This is a genomic window from Streptomyces sp. NPDC101234 (genome assembly GCF_044767525.1).
GTDB classification, from domain to species: domain Bacteria; phylum Actinomycetota; class Actinomycetes; order Streptomycetales; family Streptomycetaceae; genus Streptomyces; species Streptomyces sasae.
Genome location: NZ_JBIWOA010000015.1, coordinates 110,801 through 127,904, shown reverse-complemented (window position 1 = coordinate 127,904; position 17,104 = coordinate 110,801). Strand labels below are relative to the sequence as shown.

The window sequence follows — 17,104 nt, the reverse complement described above, 5'->3', positions numbered from 1 at the left end:
GTACGGCCGAAATACCGACCCCCGATTGGGGTAAGGTACGTCACGTCCGGTTTTGTTTTGACCGAGGAGGGGTCCCCATGGCGCGTCAGGAGCGTGCGATTCGGACCCGGCGTGCTGTTGTCGAGGCCGCCGCCGCGGTCTTCGCCGAGCGGGGCTACACGGCGGCGACGATCTCCGAGATCCTCGAACGGGCCGGCGTCACCAAGGGTGCCCTGTACTTCCACTTCGACTCCAAGGAATCCCTCGCGCGAGGCGTGATCAACGCCCAGATCAGCGACGACTACTGGGTGCCGCGCGAGCTGAAGCTCCAGGAGTGGGTGGACATCGGCCTGACGCTGGCCCACCGGATCCCCAAGGAGGTCATCCTCCTCGCCGGCATACGACTGTCCGCCGACATCCAGGGGCGTTCACTGTTCGGCAGCGCCTGGCCCGCCTGGACCGAGGTGGTGACGGAGAAGCTCGTGGAGGCCAAGGACCGCGGCGAGGTGCTGCCGCACGTCAACCCCCGCGAGACCGCGGAGTGCTTCCTCGGAGCCTGGATCGGGACCCAGTTCATGTCCGAGGTCGTCTCCGACTGGACGGACCTCAACGACCGTATCTCCGTCCTCTACAACCATGTCCTGCCGGCCATCGCCACCCCCGCGGCCCTGATCCGGCTGGACACCGCGCCCGACCGGGGCGCCCGCGTCGTCGAGGAAGTCGAACGCCGCCGGCTGGAAGCACCGGTACCGGTGGACACCGAGGCCTGACCCGCCTCCGGCGAACCATCCGTCCGGTCCGTTGTTCGCCAAGGCGCTCGATCCACCCCAACCGGCCGTATGCGGCGACTGGTTCGTGCGTGCCGCGCTGTCCGATTCCCGGCCTCGGTGAAGAGGGAACAAACCGACCGGCATGCCGTTGACAAACCGTCCGTGCCGTTTTTGACTCCGGGCCGGGAGTCGCCCCGGAGGACCCAAGTGGCGGACGAGCAGGGAGACGGCGTGGACATCGGCATACTCGGCGCTCTCGACGTGCGCGAGAACGGCATCTCCGTCACCCCGACCGCGCCCAAGCCCCGCCAGGTACTTGCTCTCCTCGCCCTGCACGCCGACCGGGCTGACCGTCGAGACACTGACCGAGGAACTCTGGGGGCAACGGCCACCACGCAGCGCACGCCCCACCCTGCAGACGTACGTCATGCACCTGCGCGAGCTCATGGCCCCGGCGCTGCGGCGGACGGGCGACGGCGCGGACGCACGCACCGCCAAGGAGGTCCTTCGTACCGTCCCCGGCGGCTATCTGCTCGACAGCGGTGAAGGGACCAGTGACATCCCGGAGTTCGAGCGGCTCGCCGAGACCGGATACCGGGCCATGGACGACGGGGGCCACCGTGAGGCAGCGCGGCTGCTCCGCACGGCGCTCGACCTGTGGACCGGGGCCGCCCTGGCCGACGTCGCCGCCGGGGAGCATCTGCGCACACACATCCGGGGGCTGGAGGAGAGCCGGCTTTGCGCGCTGTACGCCAGTCCATCCTGACCCCCGCGGACGACACCCAGGGCCCGTTCGCTCAGAGCGGCTGACGGGCACGACCCGCGCGGAGCAGCACCGCGCACGCCGCCACGGTCAGCAGCCCGCCCGCCAGGAAGGTGTCCCGCACGCCGGCCGACGGCAGGATCAGACCTCCGAGAGCGGCACCCGCCGCGATACCGGCGTTGTAGCAGCCGGAGTTCGCCGCCAGGGCGATGTCCGTGCGACCCGGCGCGCAGAGCAGCATCGCGTTCTGGGCGGCCATGAACACCGGCCCGAGCGCACCGCCCGTCAGGACCAGAAAAACCACTGCCGCCACCGGACGGGTGCCGATCGCGTACAGGCCGAGCATGCCCACCGCCTGGACGGCCACGGCGGTGCTCAGCGAGGAGTGCGGGAAGCGGTCCAGCAGCGCCCCGGTGACGGCCGTACCGGTCAGACACGCGACACCGAAGGCCACCAGCAGGGCGCTGACCGCACTTGGGGAGAATCCGCCCACCTCGCCCAGGAACTCCACCACGTAGGTGTATCCCGCGAACGCCCCGGTGGCGGACAGGGTCCCGGCCGCCAGCACCGTGCCGAACCGGCGGGCGTCCGGACCGGTTCCGTAGGCGGCGGGTGCCTCCTGCGGACGCGACGTCGGCAGCAGCACGGCGATCGTCACCAGGGAGACCAGCCCCAGCGCCGCCAGTACGGCGACCGGGGTCCGCCAGTCGGTGTGCCGGCCCAGCCAGGTCCCGGCAGGAACACCGAGCACGAGGGCGAGGGAACCGGCGACCGACAGCGCCCCGACCACACGCCCACGGACCCGGGGTGCGAACAGCCCCACCGCGACCGGCCCCAGCACCGCCCAGAACAGCGCCTGGGCGAGCGCGGTCAGCAGCCGCGCCCCGAGCAGCAGCCAGTAGGAAGTGGCCGGCGCCGCGGCCGCACTGGACACGACCAGCGCGGCCAGCAGTCCCGTGAGGACATGGCGGCGGGGCACGGACCGGGTGACATGGGCGAGCGGCAGGGACGCGACGGCCACCGTCACGCCGTAGCCGGTGATCAGGAGACCGACCGCCGACAGCGACACCCGAAGGCTTGCGGAGATCACCTCGAGGAGACCGACCGGCAGGTTCTCGGCGGTGTTGAAGGTGAAGGCGGCCAGCATCAGGGCCCCGAGCACCGCCGGCCCGCGCCACGGAGCCCGTCGCCGCGCGCGCAAGCGGTCGCCGCCCGCCGTCGCCCGCCGCCCCTGCTCCGTGGCACCGCCCATGCGATCAGCTCAGCGGGCGCACCGGTCCCGCCGCAACCGATTTCCCTGCTCAGGAGGACCTGACGTGCCGGGCGATCCGGACGGCGGCGAACCGCGTGCCCGCCACGAACCGCATCATCGGCCCGAACATCGGCGCGGCCAGCGACCCGGTGAAGTACAGGCCGGGCACCGAGGACTCGAACGTCCCCCGCAACGCGGGCGCCCTCGAACCCGGCACACACGCCACGGCACGTCGCAGGGCCGGGGACAGGAAGGGCAGGGCGTCCAGGTCCAGCCGGTATCCGGTGGCCGCCAGCACATGGTCGACGGTCAGGGACTCCCGCTCGCCCCCGGGACCGGCGACATCGAGGCGCACCGCCGGCCCGGAGAGCACCGCACCGGTCACCCGGCGCGAGGTCCGCACCCGTACGACACCCTCCACCCGGTCCCGCAGCCACCAGCCGCCCGACGGACCGAGCGCCCGCCGGAACAGCAGCAGCCGGGCAGCCGCCGGAAACCACCGCACACTTCCCGGTGCCGCACAGACCGCGGCCAGGACCCAGCCCGTACCCAGCGGCGAGGCGGGCTTGGCCACCCGCTGCGACCAGGGTCGGCCCAGGTCCGGGGTCATACCCCAGAGCACGTTCCGCTCGCGCACCAGGACCTGCGCCTCGGCGCCCGCCTCGTGCAGCAGCGCGGCGCTCTCCAGGGCGGACTGACCACCGCCGACGACGGCCACCCGCCGCCCCGCGTACACCGACAGATCGGTGTGGTGGCTGGTGTGCGACACCGGTGCCCGGGGCCCCGGCCCCTCGGGCGCGAGCTGCCGCAACTCCTCCGGGACATGGGCGAGCCCGTTCAGACCGGTCGCCACCACGACGGCCGAGGCCGCCATCTCCTTCCCGTCGTCCAGCCGGACGACGAATCCGGACCCGGACTCGGGGCGCTCGACCGCCGTCACCCGGGTCGGCTCGACCTCACCGACGTACCGCTTCTGGAACCACTGGCCGTACCGTACGAAGACATCGCACGGGATCGGGGTCAGCTCGGTCAGCTCCGGCTCGCCGTGTTCGCGCCGGAAGTCCGCCAGCCGGCCGCCGGGCTCCGGCGCCGACAGGTCGGTGGCGGCCGGCGTCGATTTCAGGAACATCCCCGTGGCCATGGCATGCCGCCAACTGCCCATCACCTCACCGAAGACGCGGACCGGCAACCCCGCCGCCCGCAGATGGGCGGCCACCGACAATCCGTACGGTCCGGCGCCGATCACCACGACCGGTGGTCGTCCGGCCCCGGCGAACGCCTGCTCCTGGGCAGGGCTCTGCCCCGGAAGCGACTGCGTCATGCAACCCTCCGCTGGTCTGCTCGCCGCCTTTCCCCTGGGCGGCGCGACACTGCGGGATGGCACGCCCGGCGTGACTCGGCCGTGCTCGTCCCCCCTCCGCGGCTGAGTCTGTCCCACCGGCCGGTACCGGGAAACGATAACGACGCACGTTGGCCAAAACTTGGTCGAATCATACGACAAGCGACGTCGACCATGTCATTGACGTGCGTCAGAGGTCTGCCGGTGATCACGGATGCGATAGGAACGATCTAGCGGTGGAGAGCGTGCGGCACTCCGTGATACCGGCAGCGCGGAGCGGAAGAAATACCCGCCCCGGGCCGTGCCCTCGGCCGTGCTCCGGGGCGGTTCCGGCGTCCCGAAGTGCGGACGAGCCGGTCGCCCCCTGTCCGACTCGGTACGATCCCCTCGTGAACACCTACTGGCACGTCGTTCTGCCGCCCCTCTGCGCCTGACCGGGCGCACCCGCTGACGGCTTGAAACCACGCTCCCGGCCCGGCCCCGAGGCCGCCCGGAGCCGGTGTCGTGCGCCCGTTTCGAAACCAGTCCGCAGACGGTATTTCGACGACGGAAGTTCACGACTGTGCCGAACGACACCTCATCCAGGTCTTCCCGCTCTTCCCGGGACCTCACCGGCGCGTCCCCCGCGCGCCAGCGCCCCCGCACCGCCGGCCCGCTCCCGATCCTCACGGCCGCCGTGCTGTGGGGCACCACCGGGACCGCCAGTTCCCTGGCCCCCGCCGGAACGTCGGCCGCCGCCATCGGTGCCGCCGGGCTGGTCCTCGGCGGTCTCCTGCTGTTCCTGACCGCACCCGGCGGCCGCTCCCTGCCCGGGTCCTGCACCGGGGGAGAACGCCGGCTGCTCGTCCTGGGCGCCCTGGCGGTGGCCGGGTACCCGCTCACCTTCTACCCCGCCGTGGCGCGCACGGGTGTGGCCGTGGCCACCGTGATCGCGCTCGGCGGCGCCCCCGTCTTCGCCGGCCTCCTCGCCTGGCTCACCCGCCGGTCCCGGCCCACCGCCCGCTGGGCGACCGCGACCGCGGCGGCCGTCCTCGGCTGCACCGTGCTCGTCCTGGGGCCCGAGTTCGCAGGCGCCGCCGCCCCCGTGGACCTCGTCGGCGTCCTGCTGGCGGGGCTCGCGGGACTGTCCTACGCCGTCTACGCCCTCGTCGGCGGCCGGCTCATCGCGCGGGGGCACGGCTCCGGCGCGGTGATGGGCGTGCTGTTCGGGGGAGCGGCCCTGCTCGTGCTGCCGGTACTGCTGTGGAGCGCGGGGCCGTGGCTGCTGACGGCACGCGGCGCGCTGGTCGTCCTGTACCTGGGAGCGGCCACCACCTTCCTCTGCTACCGCCTCTTCGGATACGGCCTGCGGTACACCGCCGCCCAGACCGCGACCACCCTGACCCTGGTCGAACCGGCCGTGGCCGCCGTCCTCGGAGTCGTGGTCCTGGGCGAACGCCTGCCCGCCGTCTCCTGGTGCGGACTCGCGGTACTGGCCCTGGGGATCGTGTTCCTCGCCTTCCCGGCCGACTCCGGCCGCCGGAAACACTGACCTGGGACACGATCAAGTAACCGACCGGTTGGCCAGTTTCGGTACGGTCCTGGAGAGCCCGATACTTTGTGGCCCAACCTCCCTGCTCTGTAAGGGGGTTCGTGCCGTCCTGCCCTGTCGGCCGTGGAAACGGTCGCGCTGTGCTGCCACTTCTCGTTTCTCCCGGGTGTGGCGGAGTCGTGCGGCCGTTCTCCGGCAGCTCGTCAGGGACGGTCCGGCAGCCGGTCTGTTGACAGACCGGTCGTGCTGTTTTCTACTGGCGTCGTGTCAGGAAAGAGGACCAGGGAGACGCGTGTGGACATCGGCCTGCTGGGTGCACTGGATGTGAGGGAGAACGGGGTCTCCATCGCCCCGACCGCGCCGAAGCCCCGGCAGCTGCTGGCCCTGCTGGCACTGCGCGCCGACCAGGTGGTGCCCGTCCCGGCCCTCATCGAGGAACTCTGGGCGGGCACCCCGCCGCGCAGCGCCCGCACCACCCTGCAGACCTATGTGCTCCAGCTCAGAGAGCTCATCGCGACGGCACTGCGCGAGGGCGCCGGCCACGAGGACCCGGAAGCCAGGAACGCGAAGGACGTCCTGACGACCCTGCCGGGCGGCTACCTGCTCGCCTCCGGGGGCGGCACCAGCGACATCCGCGAGTTCGAGCGGCTCTCCGAACTGGGCTACCGCGCCATGGAGGACGACAACTTCGCCTGCGCCTCCCGCACCCTGCGCCAGGCACTGGACCTGTGGACCGCCACCCCCTTCGCCGACGTGCACACCGGCGCCCACCTGGCCATGGAGGCACGGCGCCTGGAGGAGAGCCGGCTGTGCGCCCTGGACCAGCGCATCGAGGCCGACCTGCGGCTCGGCCGGCACCGTGAACTGCTCGCCGAACTCACCGTCCTCACCAGCCGCTACCGCACCCACGAGAACCTGCACGCGCAGTTCATGCTGGCCCTCCACCGCTCGGGCCGGCGCGGCGAAGCCCTCCACGTCTACCAGCAGTTGCGCGCCCTCCTCGTCAGAGAGCTCGGACTGGAACCCTCGGCGCGGCTGCGCCGACTGCAGCACTCCATCCTCACGGCCACCGCCGACGGCCCCGGCGCACCGCAGCAGTACGACGACCTGGCCGGGGTGTCCTGAACACCCTTCCGCCGTCCCGGTCCCGGGCGGAGTGGGCGGAGTGGGGTCACCGCGACCGGTGCCAAAGCGGTGGTCGGGTGTTGGTCAGGGCTGGAGCGGGACACACAGCACGGCGGCCGGGCCGGGCGTGCTGCCCACGCGGGTCGTGAAGGCGACCCCGGCGAGGTACTCGTCGGCGTTGCACTGGCCCTTGTAGGCGCCGGACGCGTAGTCGTCTCCCGCGCCGTCGGCTGGGCGGTTGTCGGACCGGTCGAACCACAGGGTCCGGGCACCGGTCCCCAGCGTCCGGCCGGCCGGCGCGCACAACGCCGCCGACACCCGCTCCCCGCGCCGGCTGTACCCGATGACGAACTGGCCCGCCGGGCACTGGAACTTGGTGTAGCCGGACGCCCAGTCACCGCCCGCCGGGACGTACCGCTCGTCCGTGACGACCGTCTGGGTGCTGCCCGGGGCCCGCAGGCCGCCCGCCGTCGCGTCGGTGCACAGGCCGCGTCCGCCGGAGTGCGCGAGACCGATCAGCCGCAGTCCGTCCGGGCAGGCCGCCTTGTAGGCGCCCGAGTCCCAGTCGCCGCCCGCCCTGACGCGCAGGGACTCGACCTGGTCGCCGTGGTCCGTGGACAGCATGCGCCAGGTCGTCCCGGGCTCGACGTACCCGGTGCGGCCGGGGGTGTCCATGAGGTGGTCCCACGCGGTGGCCCGCCAGTCTCCCCCGTCGAGGAGGCCGTACCGGTGCCCGGAGGTGTCGTAGCGCAGCAGCGCCCAGTCGTCGTGGCCCTCCCAGCCGACCAGCGGCCAGTAGGCGAAGTCGGTGTCGTGGTCGGTGAAGTAGTCGGTGACGTTGCCGAACCAGGTGCGGGCGGCGGTGCCGGTTTCGTTCGCGCCGATGCCGAACTCGCTGACCCATACCGGCGCGGTGTAGTGCTTGCCCTCGGTGGTGACGAAGAACGCCTCGTCGGCGAGGGCCTGGTACAGCTCGTCGCGGCTCAGGTCCTGGTAGCGCGGGTCGCTGGTCTCGCCGATGCCGGTGGCACCGCTGTGGTGGGGGCCGGTGTAGCCGTAGAAGTGGGCCGAGTAGACCAGCTTGTGGGCGTCGACGAGGGTGTTGGAGAGGGCGCGGACGGGGGTGAGGGTGGGGCGGCCGTGCGGGAGTCCGTCGACCGGCAGCCCCGTCCAGTTGATGCCCTCGATGACGATGAGGAGGTTCGGGTTCGCCTCGGTGAGTATGCGGTCGCCGGCGAGCTGTGCGGCCGCATACCAGTCGTGGTCGTCGCCCAGGCCCCAGTTGGGGTCGTCCAGGACGTTCCGGCGTACCTCGTTGTAGAGGTCGGCGCCGACGACACGGGGGTTCGCGGCGTAGCGGCGGGCCATGAAGACCCAGTCGTCGGCCCACTGCCCGGTGGACTGGCTGGTGTTCCAGCGCTCGTTGCCGTCGATGCCGCAGCACCAACGGGACGTGTTGGTGTGGTTGTTGAGGATGACGGCGAACCCGTCTCCGGTGAGGGCGGCCACGACGGCGTCGTAGACCTCCAGGGGTGTCTTCCCACGCAACTGGGGATTGGCCGCGACGGCTGCGTCCGGCACCGGAGTCGTCGTGTGGATCATCTCGTTGGAGAACGGCAGCCGGATGCTGTTGATGCCCAACGCGTGGAAGTCCGCGAGGAGTTGGGGGAGGGTTGCGCGGTCCAGGCCGAGGGGGATGCCGTAGGAGTCCTGGCCGGCGTGGTGTTCGGCGGGGTCGGTGATGCTGCCGCTGCCGGTCCACGAGCCTTGCGCGCCGTCCCAGTTGGCGGCCTTCAGGCGGAAGCGGTTCCCGTCGGCGTCGACGATGTAGCGGCCCCGGGTGGACAGCGGCGGCTGCCAGGTGCCGGTGGCCGCGGCGACCGGTGCCGGCGCGGGGGACCGCGATCCGGCGGTCGTCGGGGCGGTGCCGACGAGAGTCAGCACCAGGAAGGTGACTGTCAGGTATATGACAATCTTGATCGGCTTCATGATCGGCATCAGCAGTCCTCCGGGCCGAACTCGCGTGGGGGCGTGGCACCTTATCAGCGTGGGTCTCAGCGCAGAAGTGGCTCCTGCGCCCCGCAGGCTTCGGCCGTCCAGCCTTCGAGGTCACGCTCGGGGTGCAGCAATCGCCTGATCGCGGCGGCGGAGGCGCGATGCCAGTCCCGGCTCCGGCGGAGCATCGCGTGGTCGCTGCCCCTGAGCAGCACCATCCCGGCCTCCGCGCCGGCGCCGCGGGCCTGCCGTACGTACGCGGCCGACTCGGCGGGCTCGGTCACCCGGTCCCGGTCGCCGTGCAGGACGAGGATCCTGGTCCCGGCGAGGTCGGCCACGGGATCGCCCGGCGGGCACCAGGGTGCCAGGGCGAGTACGCCGCGCACCGAGGGGTCGCCCGCCGCACGTAGCGCCGCCCGTCCGCCCATCGAGTGCCCGATCAGCACCACGGGCACGTCCCCGGCCAGCAGGCGCAGTTCGTCCAGGGCGCGCAAGGCGTCCTGGAGTGGGTCGGCGCCCTCGTTCCAGCCCCGGTAGCGGTACCGGACCTGTCCGATCAGCACCTCACGGGGCGAGGAGACCGACGCGGCGACGCCCAGGAAGGGGCGCATGCGCAGCGCCGCCGGCTGCCACGGGCGGGCGGCCTGCCGGCCGTTCTCCTGACCGCCGTGCAGGACGAGCACCGCCCCACGGGCCCGGTCCCGGGGTGCGCGCCGCACCACCAGGGCGCTCCCGCCCGCCTCGACGGCCCGCCCGTCGCCCACCGTGTCCACGTCTGCCTCCTCCGGCGTGCTGCGTGCTGTCGCCATCAAACACTCCCGGAGGAATCCGCAGCCACCATGGGTGCCGTCCGGCTTGTGCCGTTCACGCCAACATCAGCTAGGCTCCACGCGCGCACAGGGGATGCACAGCGGGGGTGGGGCATATGACCGAAGGTTCCAGCGCGCCCGAAGGCGGCGGCAGACCGGCTCTTCAGGCGATCGCGGCGGTGGTGCTGGTCATGGGTGTCATGGGCGGGCTGTGGGCCCAGCACAAGTTCGCCGCCCACAAGGACGCGAGCGGTCGACCGGCGGCGTGCTCGAACTCGGAGAACCACCTGCCGGCGCGTTATGTGTCCGGCGCCCGGCTGTGTACGGCGCTGAACCGCTCGGACCTCCCGGCCCTCCTGGGGACGCCGAAGGAGGAGATCGAGAGCGCGAACGGCAGCGGGGAGTGGATCACCCTCGCCGGGGGCACGAAGATCGCCGCGCCCGAGGCGACCGTGTCGCTGGAGACGTACTCCGTGAAGCTGTCTGCGTCGTACGACGACATATCGGTTGCCGAGACGGGCGAGTTGATGAGTGACGCGCGGAAGACGACGGTTCTCGGGCACCCCGCCGTCGTCTACTCCAGCCCGACCATCTCCATCAAGTTCAACCTCGGCGGCGGGAAGGCGCACACGGGCCCCGGCGGCACCGCGCGCTGCGTCCTGGTCTCGAAGCACCGCAAGGACGACGGCGACGGCTCGTTCGAGGTCGCCGTCTGGCGTCAGGACGACGTGCCTCCCGACGACACGGCGCTGTTGCGGGTCGCCGAACAGGTCCTGCAGACGGTCCCGGGATGGAGCGCGCACTGACGCGCCGGAATGCCGGCGGCCGCAACCGCCTCTCTCAACTCCTCACGGAGTGACGGTCAGCGTCGCCGTCGGGGCGTCCGCGGCGGGCAGTGGCGGCAGTGCGGGCAGTGGCGGCAGCGCGGGCACGGCGTCGCCGAGCAGGCCGGTGGTCGTGTCGAGGACCGGGGCGAGCAGCCCGGTGGCGGCGCTCAGCACTCCGCCGAGGTCGAGCGAGACCAGGGAGCTGAGCAGGCTGTCGACCGCTGACTCGATTGCGTTCACCAGGTCGTACACGGGGTCGGCCGCGCGGGGCAGGGTCCGGTGCGCGCGGTCCGCGGAGCCGGAGTCCAGGTGCCTCAGCCGCTCCTGCAGGGTGCTGCGCCATTTCCGTACCGCCTCCGCGTAGGCGGCGGCCCGGGCCGGGTCGAGACGGGTGCCGTGTTCCCCGGCGAGGTCGGGCAGCGTGTCCAGGAGCGGGGCCAGGACGTGGCCGTACCGTGTCGTGTCCGTCGCGTCGACGCGTTTCAGGAGCGTGGCGATGTCGGTGCCGGGCGGCGCGACCGGCTGCGTGACACGCAGTCCCGACGCTTCCCGGCCGACGTCGGCGGCGGCAGCGGTGGCGGCGGCCGGTCCGAGGACCAGGGCGGCACAGACCAGGGGGCAGACGAGAAGGCCGCGGGAGGCTGGGGCGCGCATGGGTTTCCTTTCGAGAACTGCTGTCCTTGGGCCCACCGTGGGAAGCGGCGCGGGGCACCGCAACCGGTCGCACACCGAAGGCTCTGCCCGTCGTACCGTCGCAAAGCCCCCGACCAGGATGTTTGCCTCGCCATGAGGCTCCTTCCGGGTGTCGGGCGGTGGTTCGCCCGTCAGGGTGGGCCCGCACCGCACGGCCGGGATCGTGAGCGGGCTGCCGGTTGGCCGGATTTGGTTCGGCGTCGCGGCGAAGGTCCATAGGATCACCCGCTGTGATCACTGCTGCCGGTCAACTCAACTCCGTCCGACGGGATTTCGCTCGACTGTGGCGCGCGTACGCGGTGAGCGCGGCGGGGACGGCCGTCAGCTCGGGCGCGTTGGCGCTGGTGGCGGTGATGGCGCTGCACGCCACGGCGTTCCAGGTCTCGCTGCTCGCCGCGCTGTCGGCGGTCGCCGGTGCCGCGCTCACCCTGCCTCTCGGCAGCCGGGTCGAGTTCCGCCGCAAGCGCCCGGTGATGGTCGCCGCGGATCTGGTGCGTTGCGTGGCCCTGGGCAGCGTGCCGGTGGCGGCCGCCCTGGGCGTGCTGTCGTTCGTGCAGCTGTGCGTCGTGGATGTGGTGCAGGCGGCGGGAGTCATCGTGTTCTCCGCGGCGAGCACCGCGCATCTGAAGGGGCTCGTGACGGCGGAGGACCGGGTCCGGGCCGCGGCCCGCTTCGAGACCACGGACTGGGTGAGCCAGAGCGCGGGCCCGCCGGTCGGCGGACTGCTGATCGGGACCGTGGGAACGACGGCGACGCTGGCCGTGGACGCCGTCTCCTTCCTGCTCTCGGCCCTGGGCGTCCGCCGCCTGCGCACCCCCGAGCCGCCGCCCCCGGCCCGCCCGGAGTCTCCGGCCGGTGCCGGCGCTGCCGCGCGCCGGGGGAGTCTGACGGAGGGCTGGCGGTACCTCCTCGGGCACCGCAGCCTCCGCCCCCTCTTCTTCAACGCGATGCTGTTCGGCGGGGCGGTGATGATGACGTCTCCGCTGATGACCGTGCTGATGCTGCGCGAGCTGCACTTCACCCCGTGGCAGTACGGCCTGGCACTGGGACTGCCCTGTCTCGGCGGCATCGTCGGCTCGCGCCTGACCGTGCCGCTCACCCGCCGGCTGGGCGCGGAACGTGTCCTGCTGCTGTTCGGGGTCCTGCGGACACCATGGCTGCTTCTGCTGCCCCTGGTGCCCTCCGGGCTCACCGGCCTGGCCGTGCTCGTCGCGATCGACACGGGGCTGCTGTGCGTGGCCGGGGTGTTCAACCCGTCCTTCGTCGCCTACCGGATGGCCGCCACGCCCGACCATGTCATGGCCCGGGTCGTCACGGCCTGGTCGGTGAGCTCGAAGACGGTGCAGCCGGTGTTCATGCTCGCCGGAGGCCTCCTGGCCGAGTGGACCGGGGTGCGTACCGCCCTCGCCGTGGCAGGCGTCCTCTGCCTCGCCAGCGCCGTCCTGCTGCCCTGGGGTCTCCGCGCCGCGACCGCGCCCGTGCCCGTGCCCGCGAAGCAGGAGTCCCGCCCCTGACGGATCACGAACGCATCGCGCGTCGTGCACCGCGCGTCACCCGAGCGCGAGCCCTTGCACTCGGGCCGAAGGGATGCCCCTCTTGCATGTTCTATGGCATACAGCATAAGTTACCGATACGTAGGTGTCAGGAAGGTGGTCCGGAGGCGGTCCGGCGGAAGGCGGTGGCGCGGTGAGCCCACGCAGGAGTGACAGCCGGGAGCGCATGGTTCGCGGTGCCGCGGACCTGCTCCGTGAGTACGGTGCCGGCGCCACCAGCATCGACCGGGTCCTCGCCCACAGCGGTGCGCCGCGCGGCTCCGTGTACCACCACTTTCCCGGGGGACGCGCACAGCTGATCGACGAGGCGGTGGCGCTGTCCGGGGACTACATCGCGGAGATGATCGAAGCCGCCGGGGAGCTGCCGGACCCGCTGGAGGCGGTCGACTCGTTCTTCGTGCTGTGGCGGGTCCGGCTCGTGGACAGCGGCTTCCGGGTCGGCTGTCCGGTCGTCGCGGTCGCCGTGGAGACCAATGACGAGGCACCCCAGCTCGCCCGCTCGGCCGCGGCGGTGTTCGCGCGCTGGCGGGAGGCACTGGCCGAGCTGCTCGTCCGTCACGGCCTGGCGCCGGCCAGGAGCACTCGGCTGGCCTCCTTCGTCATCGCGGCCCTCGAAGGCGCCGTGATCATGTGCCGGGCCGAACAGAGCACCGCTCCGCTCGACGCGGCCGCCGCCGAGATCCGCGAACTGCTTCTGCACACCTTTCGCGACGAGTGACGACCCCACGGTCGACCAGTACCAGCACAGCAAGGAGCCACCCCGTGTCCACCACCGACCTCGCCGCCCTGTCCGGCCTCGAACTGATGCGCTGGATACAGTCCGCGCGGCCGACCGACACCGTGACCCCCTCGATCGGCCGACTGCTCGGCATGCGCTTCGACGAAGTGGAGCACGGGCGCATGGTCATCTCGCTCGACACCCGGCCCGACTTCGCCAACCCCCTGGGCACCGTCCACGGCGGCATCGGGGCCACCCTCCTGGACTCCGTCATGGGCTGCGCCGTGCACACGACCCTCCCGGCCGGTGTCGGCTACACGACTCTCGAACTCAAGGTCAACTACATCCGCGCCGCCCACACCGGAGGCCAGACGCTCACGGCGGAGGGGAACGTCATCCACGTCGGCCGCAGCACCGCCACGGCCGAGGGAAAGGTCCTGGACGAGAACGGAAAGCTGATCGCCCACGCCACCACCACCTGCCTGATCCTCCGGCCGAGCGACGACTGAGGAGGGGGACCGAGGGGTGGGGACCGGGGATCGAGGTGCGGGAAGCCGCTGTCCTGTTCACCGCGTCGTACCGCTGGCATGATCTCCGCCATGGTCGACGACGAGATCCAGGAGATCTTCGAACGGTCGGGCTGCGAGGGTGCGATGCTGGTCCGATCGGCGGCGGACGGCGCCGAGTTCGGGCTGCGTGCCGACGAACTCGTGGTACCGGCCTCGGTCATCAAGGTGCTGGTCGCCTTGGAGGCGGAGACGCGCTTCGCCGACGGCAGCCTGGATCCTCGTGAGCGCGTGGCCCTCGGGGGGCGGACCGGACGCCCGGACCGGTCGGCCTCTCCCTGTTCGAGGACGATGTGGCCATGTCCTGGCGGGACATGGTCGTCCTCATGCTGACGATCAGCGACAACCCCTGCACGGACGACCGGCAGTACCTGGCGGCCGTTTTCACCAGGTCCCGGCGCGGACGACTTCGCGATCAACACCGCCATCGGGACCGCCACCGCGCGCGCCGTCGCCCATCTGGAGGGCTGTCGGCAGCCCTCCGCCTGACCGGTCCGCCCGCTCCTACGCCTCCGGGACGCGGGCCAGGTCGTGCAGCCAGGCCTTCGCCGAGCTGTCGGACGGGGCGCGCCAGTCTCCGCGCGGGGAGAGGGAGCCCCCTGCCGAGACCTTCGGGCCGTTGGGCATGGCCGAGCGCTTGAACTGGGCGAAGGCGAAGAAGCGGCGGCAGAAGTACTCCAGCCAGTGCCGGATCTCCGCCAGGTCGTACGCCTTCCGGTCGGACTCGGGGAAGCCGGGCGGCCAGGCGCCCGCCTCACGGTCGTGCCAGGCGTGCCAGGCCAGGAAGGCGATCTTCGACGGCCGGAACCCGTGCCGCAGCACCTGGTAGAGGGTGAAGTCGTGCAGCGAGTAGGGGCCGATCTTGGACTCGGTGGACTGGAGCTCCTCGCCGGGCACGAGTTCCGGGCTGATCTCCGTGTCCAGGATCGCGGCAAGGGTCTTGCCGGTCTCCGCGTCGAACTGCTCGCTGCTGATGACCCAGCGGATCAGGTGCTGGATCAGCGTCTTCGGCACACCGGAGTTCACGTTGTAGTGGCTCATCTGGTCGCCGACGCCGTAGGTGCACCAGCCGAGCGCCAGCTCCGACAGGTCACCGGTGCCGAGCACGATGCCGCCGCGCTGGTTGGCGAGGCGGAACAGGTAGTCCGTGCGCAGCCCGGCCTGGACGTTCTCGAAGGTGATGTCGTACACCGGCTCGTCGGCCGCGAACGGGTGGCCCATCTCCTTCAGCATCAGCCGCGCCGTCGGCGTGATGTCCAGCTCGGCCGCGGTCACACCGAGCGAGCTCATCAGCCGGTGGGCGTTGCCCTTGGTGTGCTCGCCGGTGGCGAAGCCCGGCAGGGTGAAGGCCAGGATGTCGGTGCGCGGGCGGCCCATCCGGTCCATCGCACGCGCCGCGACGATCAGCGCGTGCGTGGAGTCGAGGCCGCCGGACACCCCGATGACCACCTTCGGGCCACCGATCGCCGAGAGCCGCTGCTGGAGCGCCGCGACCTGGATGTTGTACGCCTCGTAACAGTCCAGGGCGAGCCGCTGGGCGTCGGCGGGCACGAACGGGAAGCGCTCGACCCGGCGGCGCAGGCCCAGATCGGTGTTCGGCGGGTCGAGCCGGAAGGGGACGGTCCGGAAGTCGCCGGTGCGGGACGCGTGCGTACGGCGGTTGTCGTCGAAGGAGCCCATCCGGGCCCGCTCCTGCCGCAGCAGATCCAGATCCACGTCGGCCACCGCGTACTGGTCGTCCAGCGGGAACCGGTCCGTCTCGGCCAGCAGCGCGCCGTTCTCGTAGATCATGGTCTGGCCGTCCCAGGACAGGTCCGTGGACGACTCGCCCAGACCGGCCGCGGCGTACACGTACGCGGCGAGGCAGCGCTGGGACGCCGAACGGCACAGCAGCTTCCGGTCCTCGGCGCGGCCGACCGTGATCGGGCTGCCCGAGAGGTTGACCAGCACGGTCGCCCCGGCCAGCGCGGCCTCCGCGCTCGGCGGCACCGGCACCCACATGTCCTCGCAGATCTCGGCGTGCAGCACGAGACCAGGGACGTCCTCCGCCTCGAACAGCAGGTCGACCCCGAACGGCACGTTCTCGCCGCCGATCCGGATGGTCCCGCCGCGCTCGTCGTCACCCGAGGCGATCTGGCGCCGCTCGTAGAACTCCCGGTAGTTCGGCGGGTACGACTTGGGCGCGACACCGAGGATCCGGCCGCGGTGCACGAACACCGCGCAGTTGTAGATCCGGTTGCGATGGCGCAGCGGGGCGCCGACGACGAGGACCGGCAGCAGCCCGGCCGAACCGGCGGCCACCGTCGCGATCGCCTCCTCGACCTGGTCGAGCACGACGTCCTGGAGCAGCAGGTCCTCGATCGAGTAACCGGTCAGGCCGAGCTCGGGGAAGACGGCCACCGCGACCCCGTCCTCGGCGCAGCGGCGGGCCTGGCGCAGGACCGCCTCGGCGTTGGCGCGCGGGTCGGCAATGACGGTGTGGCCCGTGCACGCGGCGACACGCGCGAAGCCATGCTCATAGATCGACCAGAAGTTCAACGGGGTTTCCTCGGGAGAGACGGACACGGTGCGGATGCCGGACAGGGAGCGTCGCGCCGGACACGGGCACCCTCTCCTTCGACGGTCTGGCGACCTTCCTCCTCCATGAAGCATAGATCGCCAGGTGAGACATGGTGATCACGGGATTCGGCCCGCAGGCTTTCGACCGCGACACTCGACCAGGGGATCGTCGCCCCCCGTCGTCGGCGTGATCGTGTCGCCGCCGGTGCGCTGACCAGGCCCGTCACCACACGGCGTCGGCTCCAGAAGGCGTGCGGCCGTCAGGAGGGCGGCAGGCCCCGGGCCTCGGCCCCGGCCGCGACGCGCTGGAAGGTGGCCTTGGGTCGGCGGGCCGGTGGGCGCTGGCGGGGCGGCTGGGTGGGGAGTTGGACGGAGCCCGGACGGTCGGGCCGAGGCCGGGTGGTCGGGCCGGCAGTTGGACGGAGGTCGGCCGGGCAGTCGGGGGTCAGACCAGCAGTCGGGGGTCAGGCCGGCAGTCGGGGGTCAGGCCGGGCAGTCGGGCGGAGGCCGGGCGGGCGGCCGGGGATCGGTGCGGATGATGCCAGGCCACTCCGGCGCGGTCTCACTTCCAGTACTGGTCCCGGGTGGGCCAGAGGTGACGGCTGGCTACCCGGTAGCCAAAGGG

Annotated in this window: 14 protein-coding genes and 1 pseudogene; 9 read left to right on the top strand and 6 right to left on the bottom strand. The window is 72.0% G+C overall.

Annotation, left to right across the window (positions count from 1 at the left end):
- Positions 1-77 precede the first annotated feature (77 nt).
- Positions 78-749, top strand: coding sequence for a ScbR family autoregulator-binding transcription factor (locus ACIRR9_RS27085; RefSeq protein WP_123971291.1), 672 nt, complete (start codon positions 78-80; stop codon positions 747-749).
- 231 nt (positions 750-980) lie between these two features.
- Positions 981-1,497: pseudogene (locus ACIRR9_RS27080) on the top strand (BTAD domain-containing putative transcriptional regulator); the annotation flags it as partial.
- A gap of 49 nt (positions 1,498-1,546) precedes the next feature.
- Here ACIRR9_RS27080 and ACIRR9_RS27075 read toward each other — a convergent pair.
- Together ACIRR9_RS27075 and ACIRR9_RS27070 are read right to left on the bottom strand one after the other, a co-directional pair.
- The gene (locus ACIRR9_RS27075) at positions 1,547-2,659 is read right to left on the bottom strand and encodes an MFS transporter (RefSeq protein WP_403756974.1); all 1,113 of its coding nucleotides are present in this window, start codon (positions 2,657-2,659) and stop codon (positions 1,547-1,549) included.
- A 154-nt stretch (positions 2,660-2,813) separates the two neighbouring features.
- Positions 2,814-4,085 (bottom strand): FAD-dependent oxidoreductase, encoded by a 1,272-nt coding sequence (locus ACIRR9_RS27070; protein ID WP_365349837.1) that lies wholly within the window; start codon positions 4,083-4,085, stop codon positions 2,814-2,816.
- Between the two features lie 580 nt (positions 4,086-4,665).
- Between ACIRR9_RS27070 and ACIRR9_RS27065 the strand changes: the two genes are divergently transcribed.
- Together ACIRR9_RS27065 and ACIRR9_RS27060 are read left to right on the top strand one after the other, a co-directional pair.
- A complete protein-coding gene (locus ACIRR9_RS27065) occupies positions 4,666-5,634 on the top strand; it encodes a DMT family transporter (protein ID WP_403756660.1) in 969 nt (322 codons plus the stop codon).
- A gap of 294 nt (positions 5,635-5,928) precedes the next feature.
- Positions 5,929-6,759: a BTAD domain-containing putative transcriptional regulator gene (locus ACIRR9_RS27060; RefSeq protein WP_403756657.1), complete on the top strand. Its 831-nt coding sequence runs from the start codon at positions 5,929-5,931 to the stop codon at positions 6,757-6,759.
- 84 nt (positions 6,760-6,843) lie between these two features.
- Here the strand turns inward: ACIRR9_RS27060 and ACIRR9_RS27055 are convergent, their stop codons facing one another.
- Together ACIRR9_RS27055 and ACIRR9_RS27050 are read right to left on the bottom strand one after the other, a co-directional pair.
- Positions 6,844-8,757, bottom strand: a complete 1,914-nt coding sequence (locus tag ACIRR9_RS27055; protein ID WP_403756653.1) for a glycoside hydrolase family 5 protein — start codon at positions 8,755-8,757, stop codon at positions 6,844-6,846.
- 56 nt (positions 8,758-8,813) lie between these two features.
- Positions 8,814-9,563: a dienelactone hydrolase family protein gene (locus ACIRR9_RS27050; RefSeq protein WP_403756650.1), complete on the bottom strand. Its 750-nt coding sequence runs from the start codon at positions 9,561-9,563 to the stop codon at positions 8,814-8,816.
- A gap of 116 nt (positions 9,564-9,679) precedes the next feature.
- Between ACIRR9_RS27050 and ACIRR9_RS27045 the strand changes: the two genes are divergently transcribed.
- A complete protein-coding gene (locus ACIRR9_RS27045) occupies positions 9,680-10,369 on the top strand; it encodes a DUF6215 domain-containing protein (protein ID WP_403756647.1) in 690 nt (229 codons plus the stop codon).
- A gap of 42 nt (positions 10,370-10,411) precedes the next feature.
- Here ACIRR9_RS27045 and ACIRR9_RS27040 read toward each other — a convergent pair whose 3' ends face one another.
- Complete coding sequence (locus ACIRR9_RS27040) at positions 10,412-11,044, bottom strand: hypothetical protein (protein ID WP_403756644.1); 633 nt, start codon at positions 11,042-11,044, stop codon at positions 10,412-10,414.
- Between the two features lie 269 nt (positions 11,045-11,313).
- Between ACIRR9_RS27040 and ACIRR9_RS27035 the strand changes: the two genes are divergently transcribed.
- The 4 genes from ACIRR9_RS27035 (at position 11,314) to ACIRR9_RS27020 (ending at position 14,253) form a co-directional block, all read left to right on the top strand.
- Positions 11,314-12,597 carry an MFS transporter gene (locus ACIRR9_RS27035; RefSeq protein ID WP_403756641.1) on the top strand — a complete coding sequence of 428 codons (1,284 nt, stop codon included), beginning with the start codon at positions 11,314-11,316 and terminating at the stop codon, positions 12,595-12,597.
- Positions 12,598-12,802: 205 nt separating this feature from the next.
- The gene (locus ACIRR9_RS27030; protein ID WP_365349823.1) at positions 12,803-13,354 is read left to right on the top strand and encodes a TetR/AcrR family transcriptional regulator; all 552 of its coding nucleotides are present in this window, start codon (positions 12,803-12,805) and stop codon (positions 13,352-13,354) included.
- Between the two features lie 44 nt (positions 13,355-13,398).
- Entirely contained in the window at positions 13,399-13,863 is a 465-nt protein-coding gene (locus ACIRR9_RS27025; RefSeq protein WP_403756638.1) for a PaaI family thioesterase, read from the top strand.
- A 90-nt stretch (positions 13,864-13,953) separates the two neighbouring features.
- Positions 13,954-14,253, top strand: coding sequence for a serine hydrolase (locus ACIRR9_RS27020; RefSeq protein ID WP_403756635.1), 300 nt, complete (start codon positions 13,954-13,956; stop codon positions 14,251-14,253).
- Positions 14,254-14,424: 171 nt separating this feature from the next.
- Here the strand turns inward: ACIRR9_RS27020 and ACIRR9_RS27015 are convergent, their stop codons facing one another.
- On the bottom strand, positions 14,425-16,458 hold the full coding sequence (locus tag ACIRR9_RS27015; protein ID WP_403756971.1) for an NAD(+) synthase: 2,034 nt from the start codon (positions 16,456-16,458) through the stop codon (positions 14,425-14,427).
- Positions 16,459-17,104: the final 646 nt, after the last annotated feature.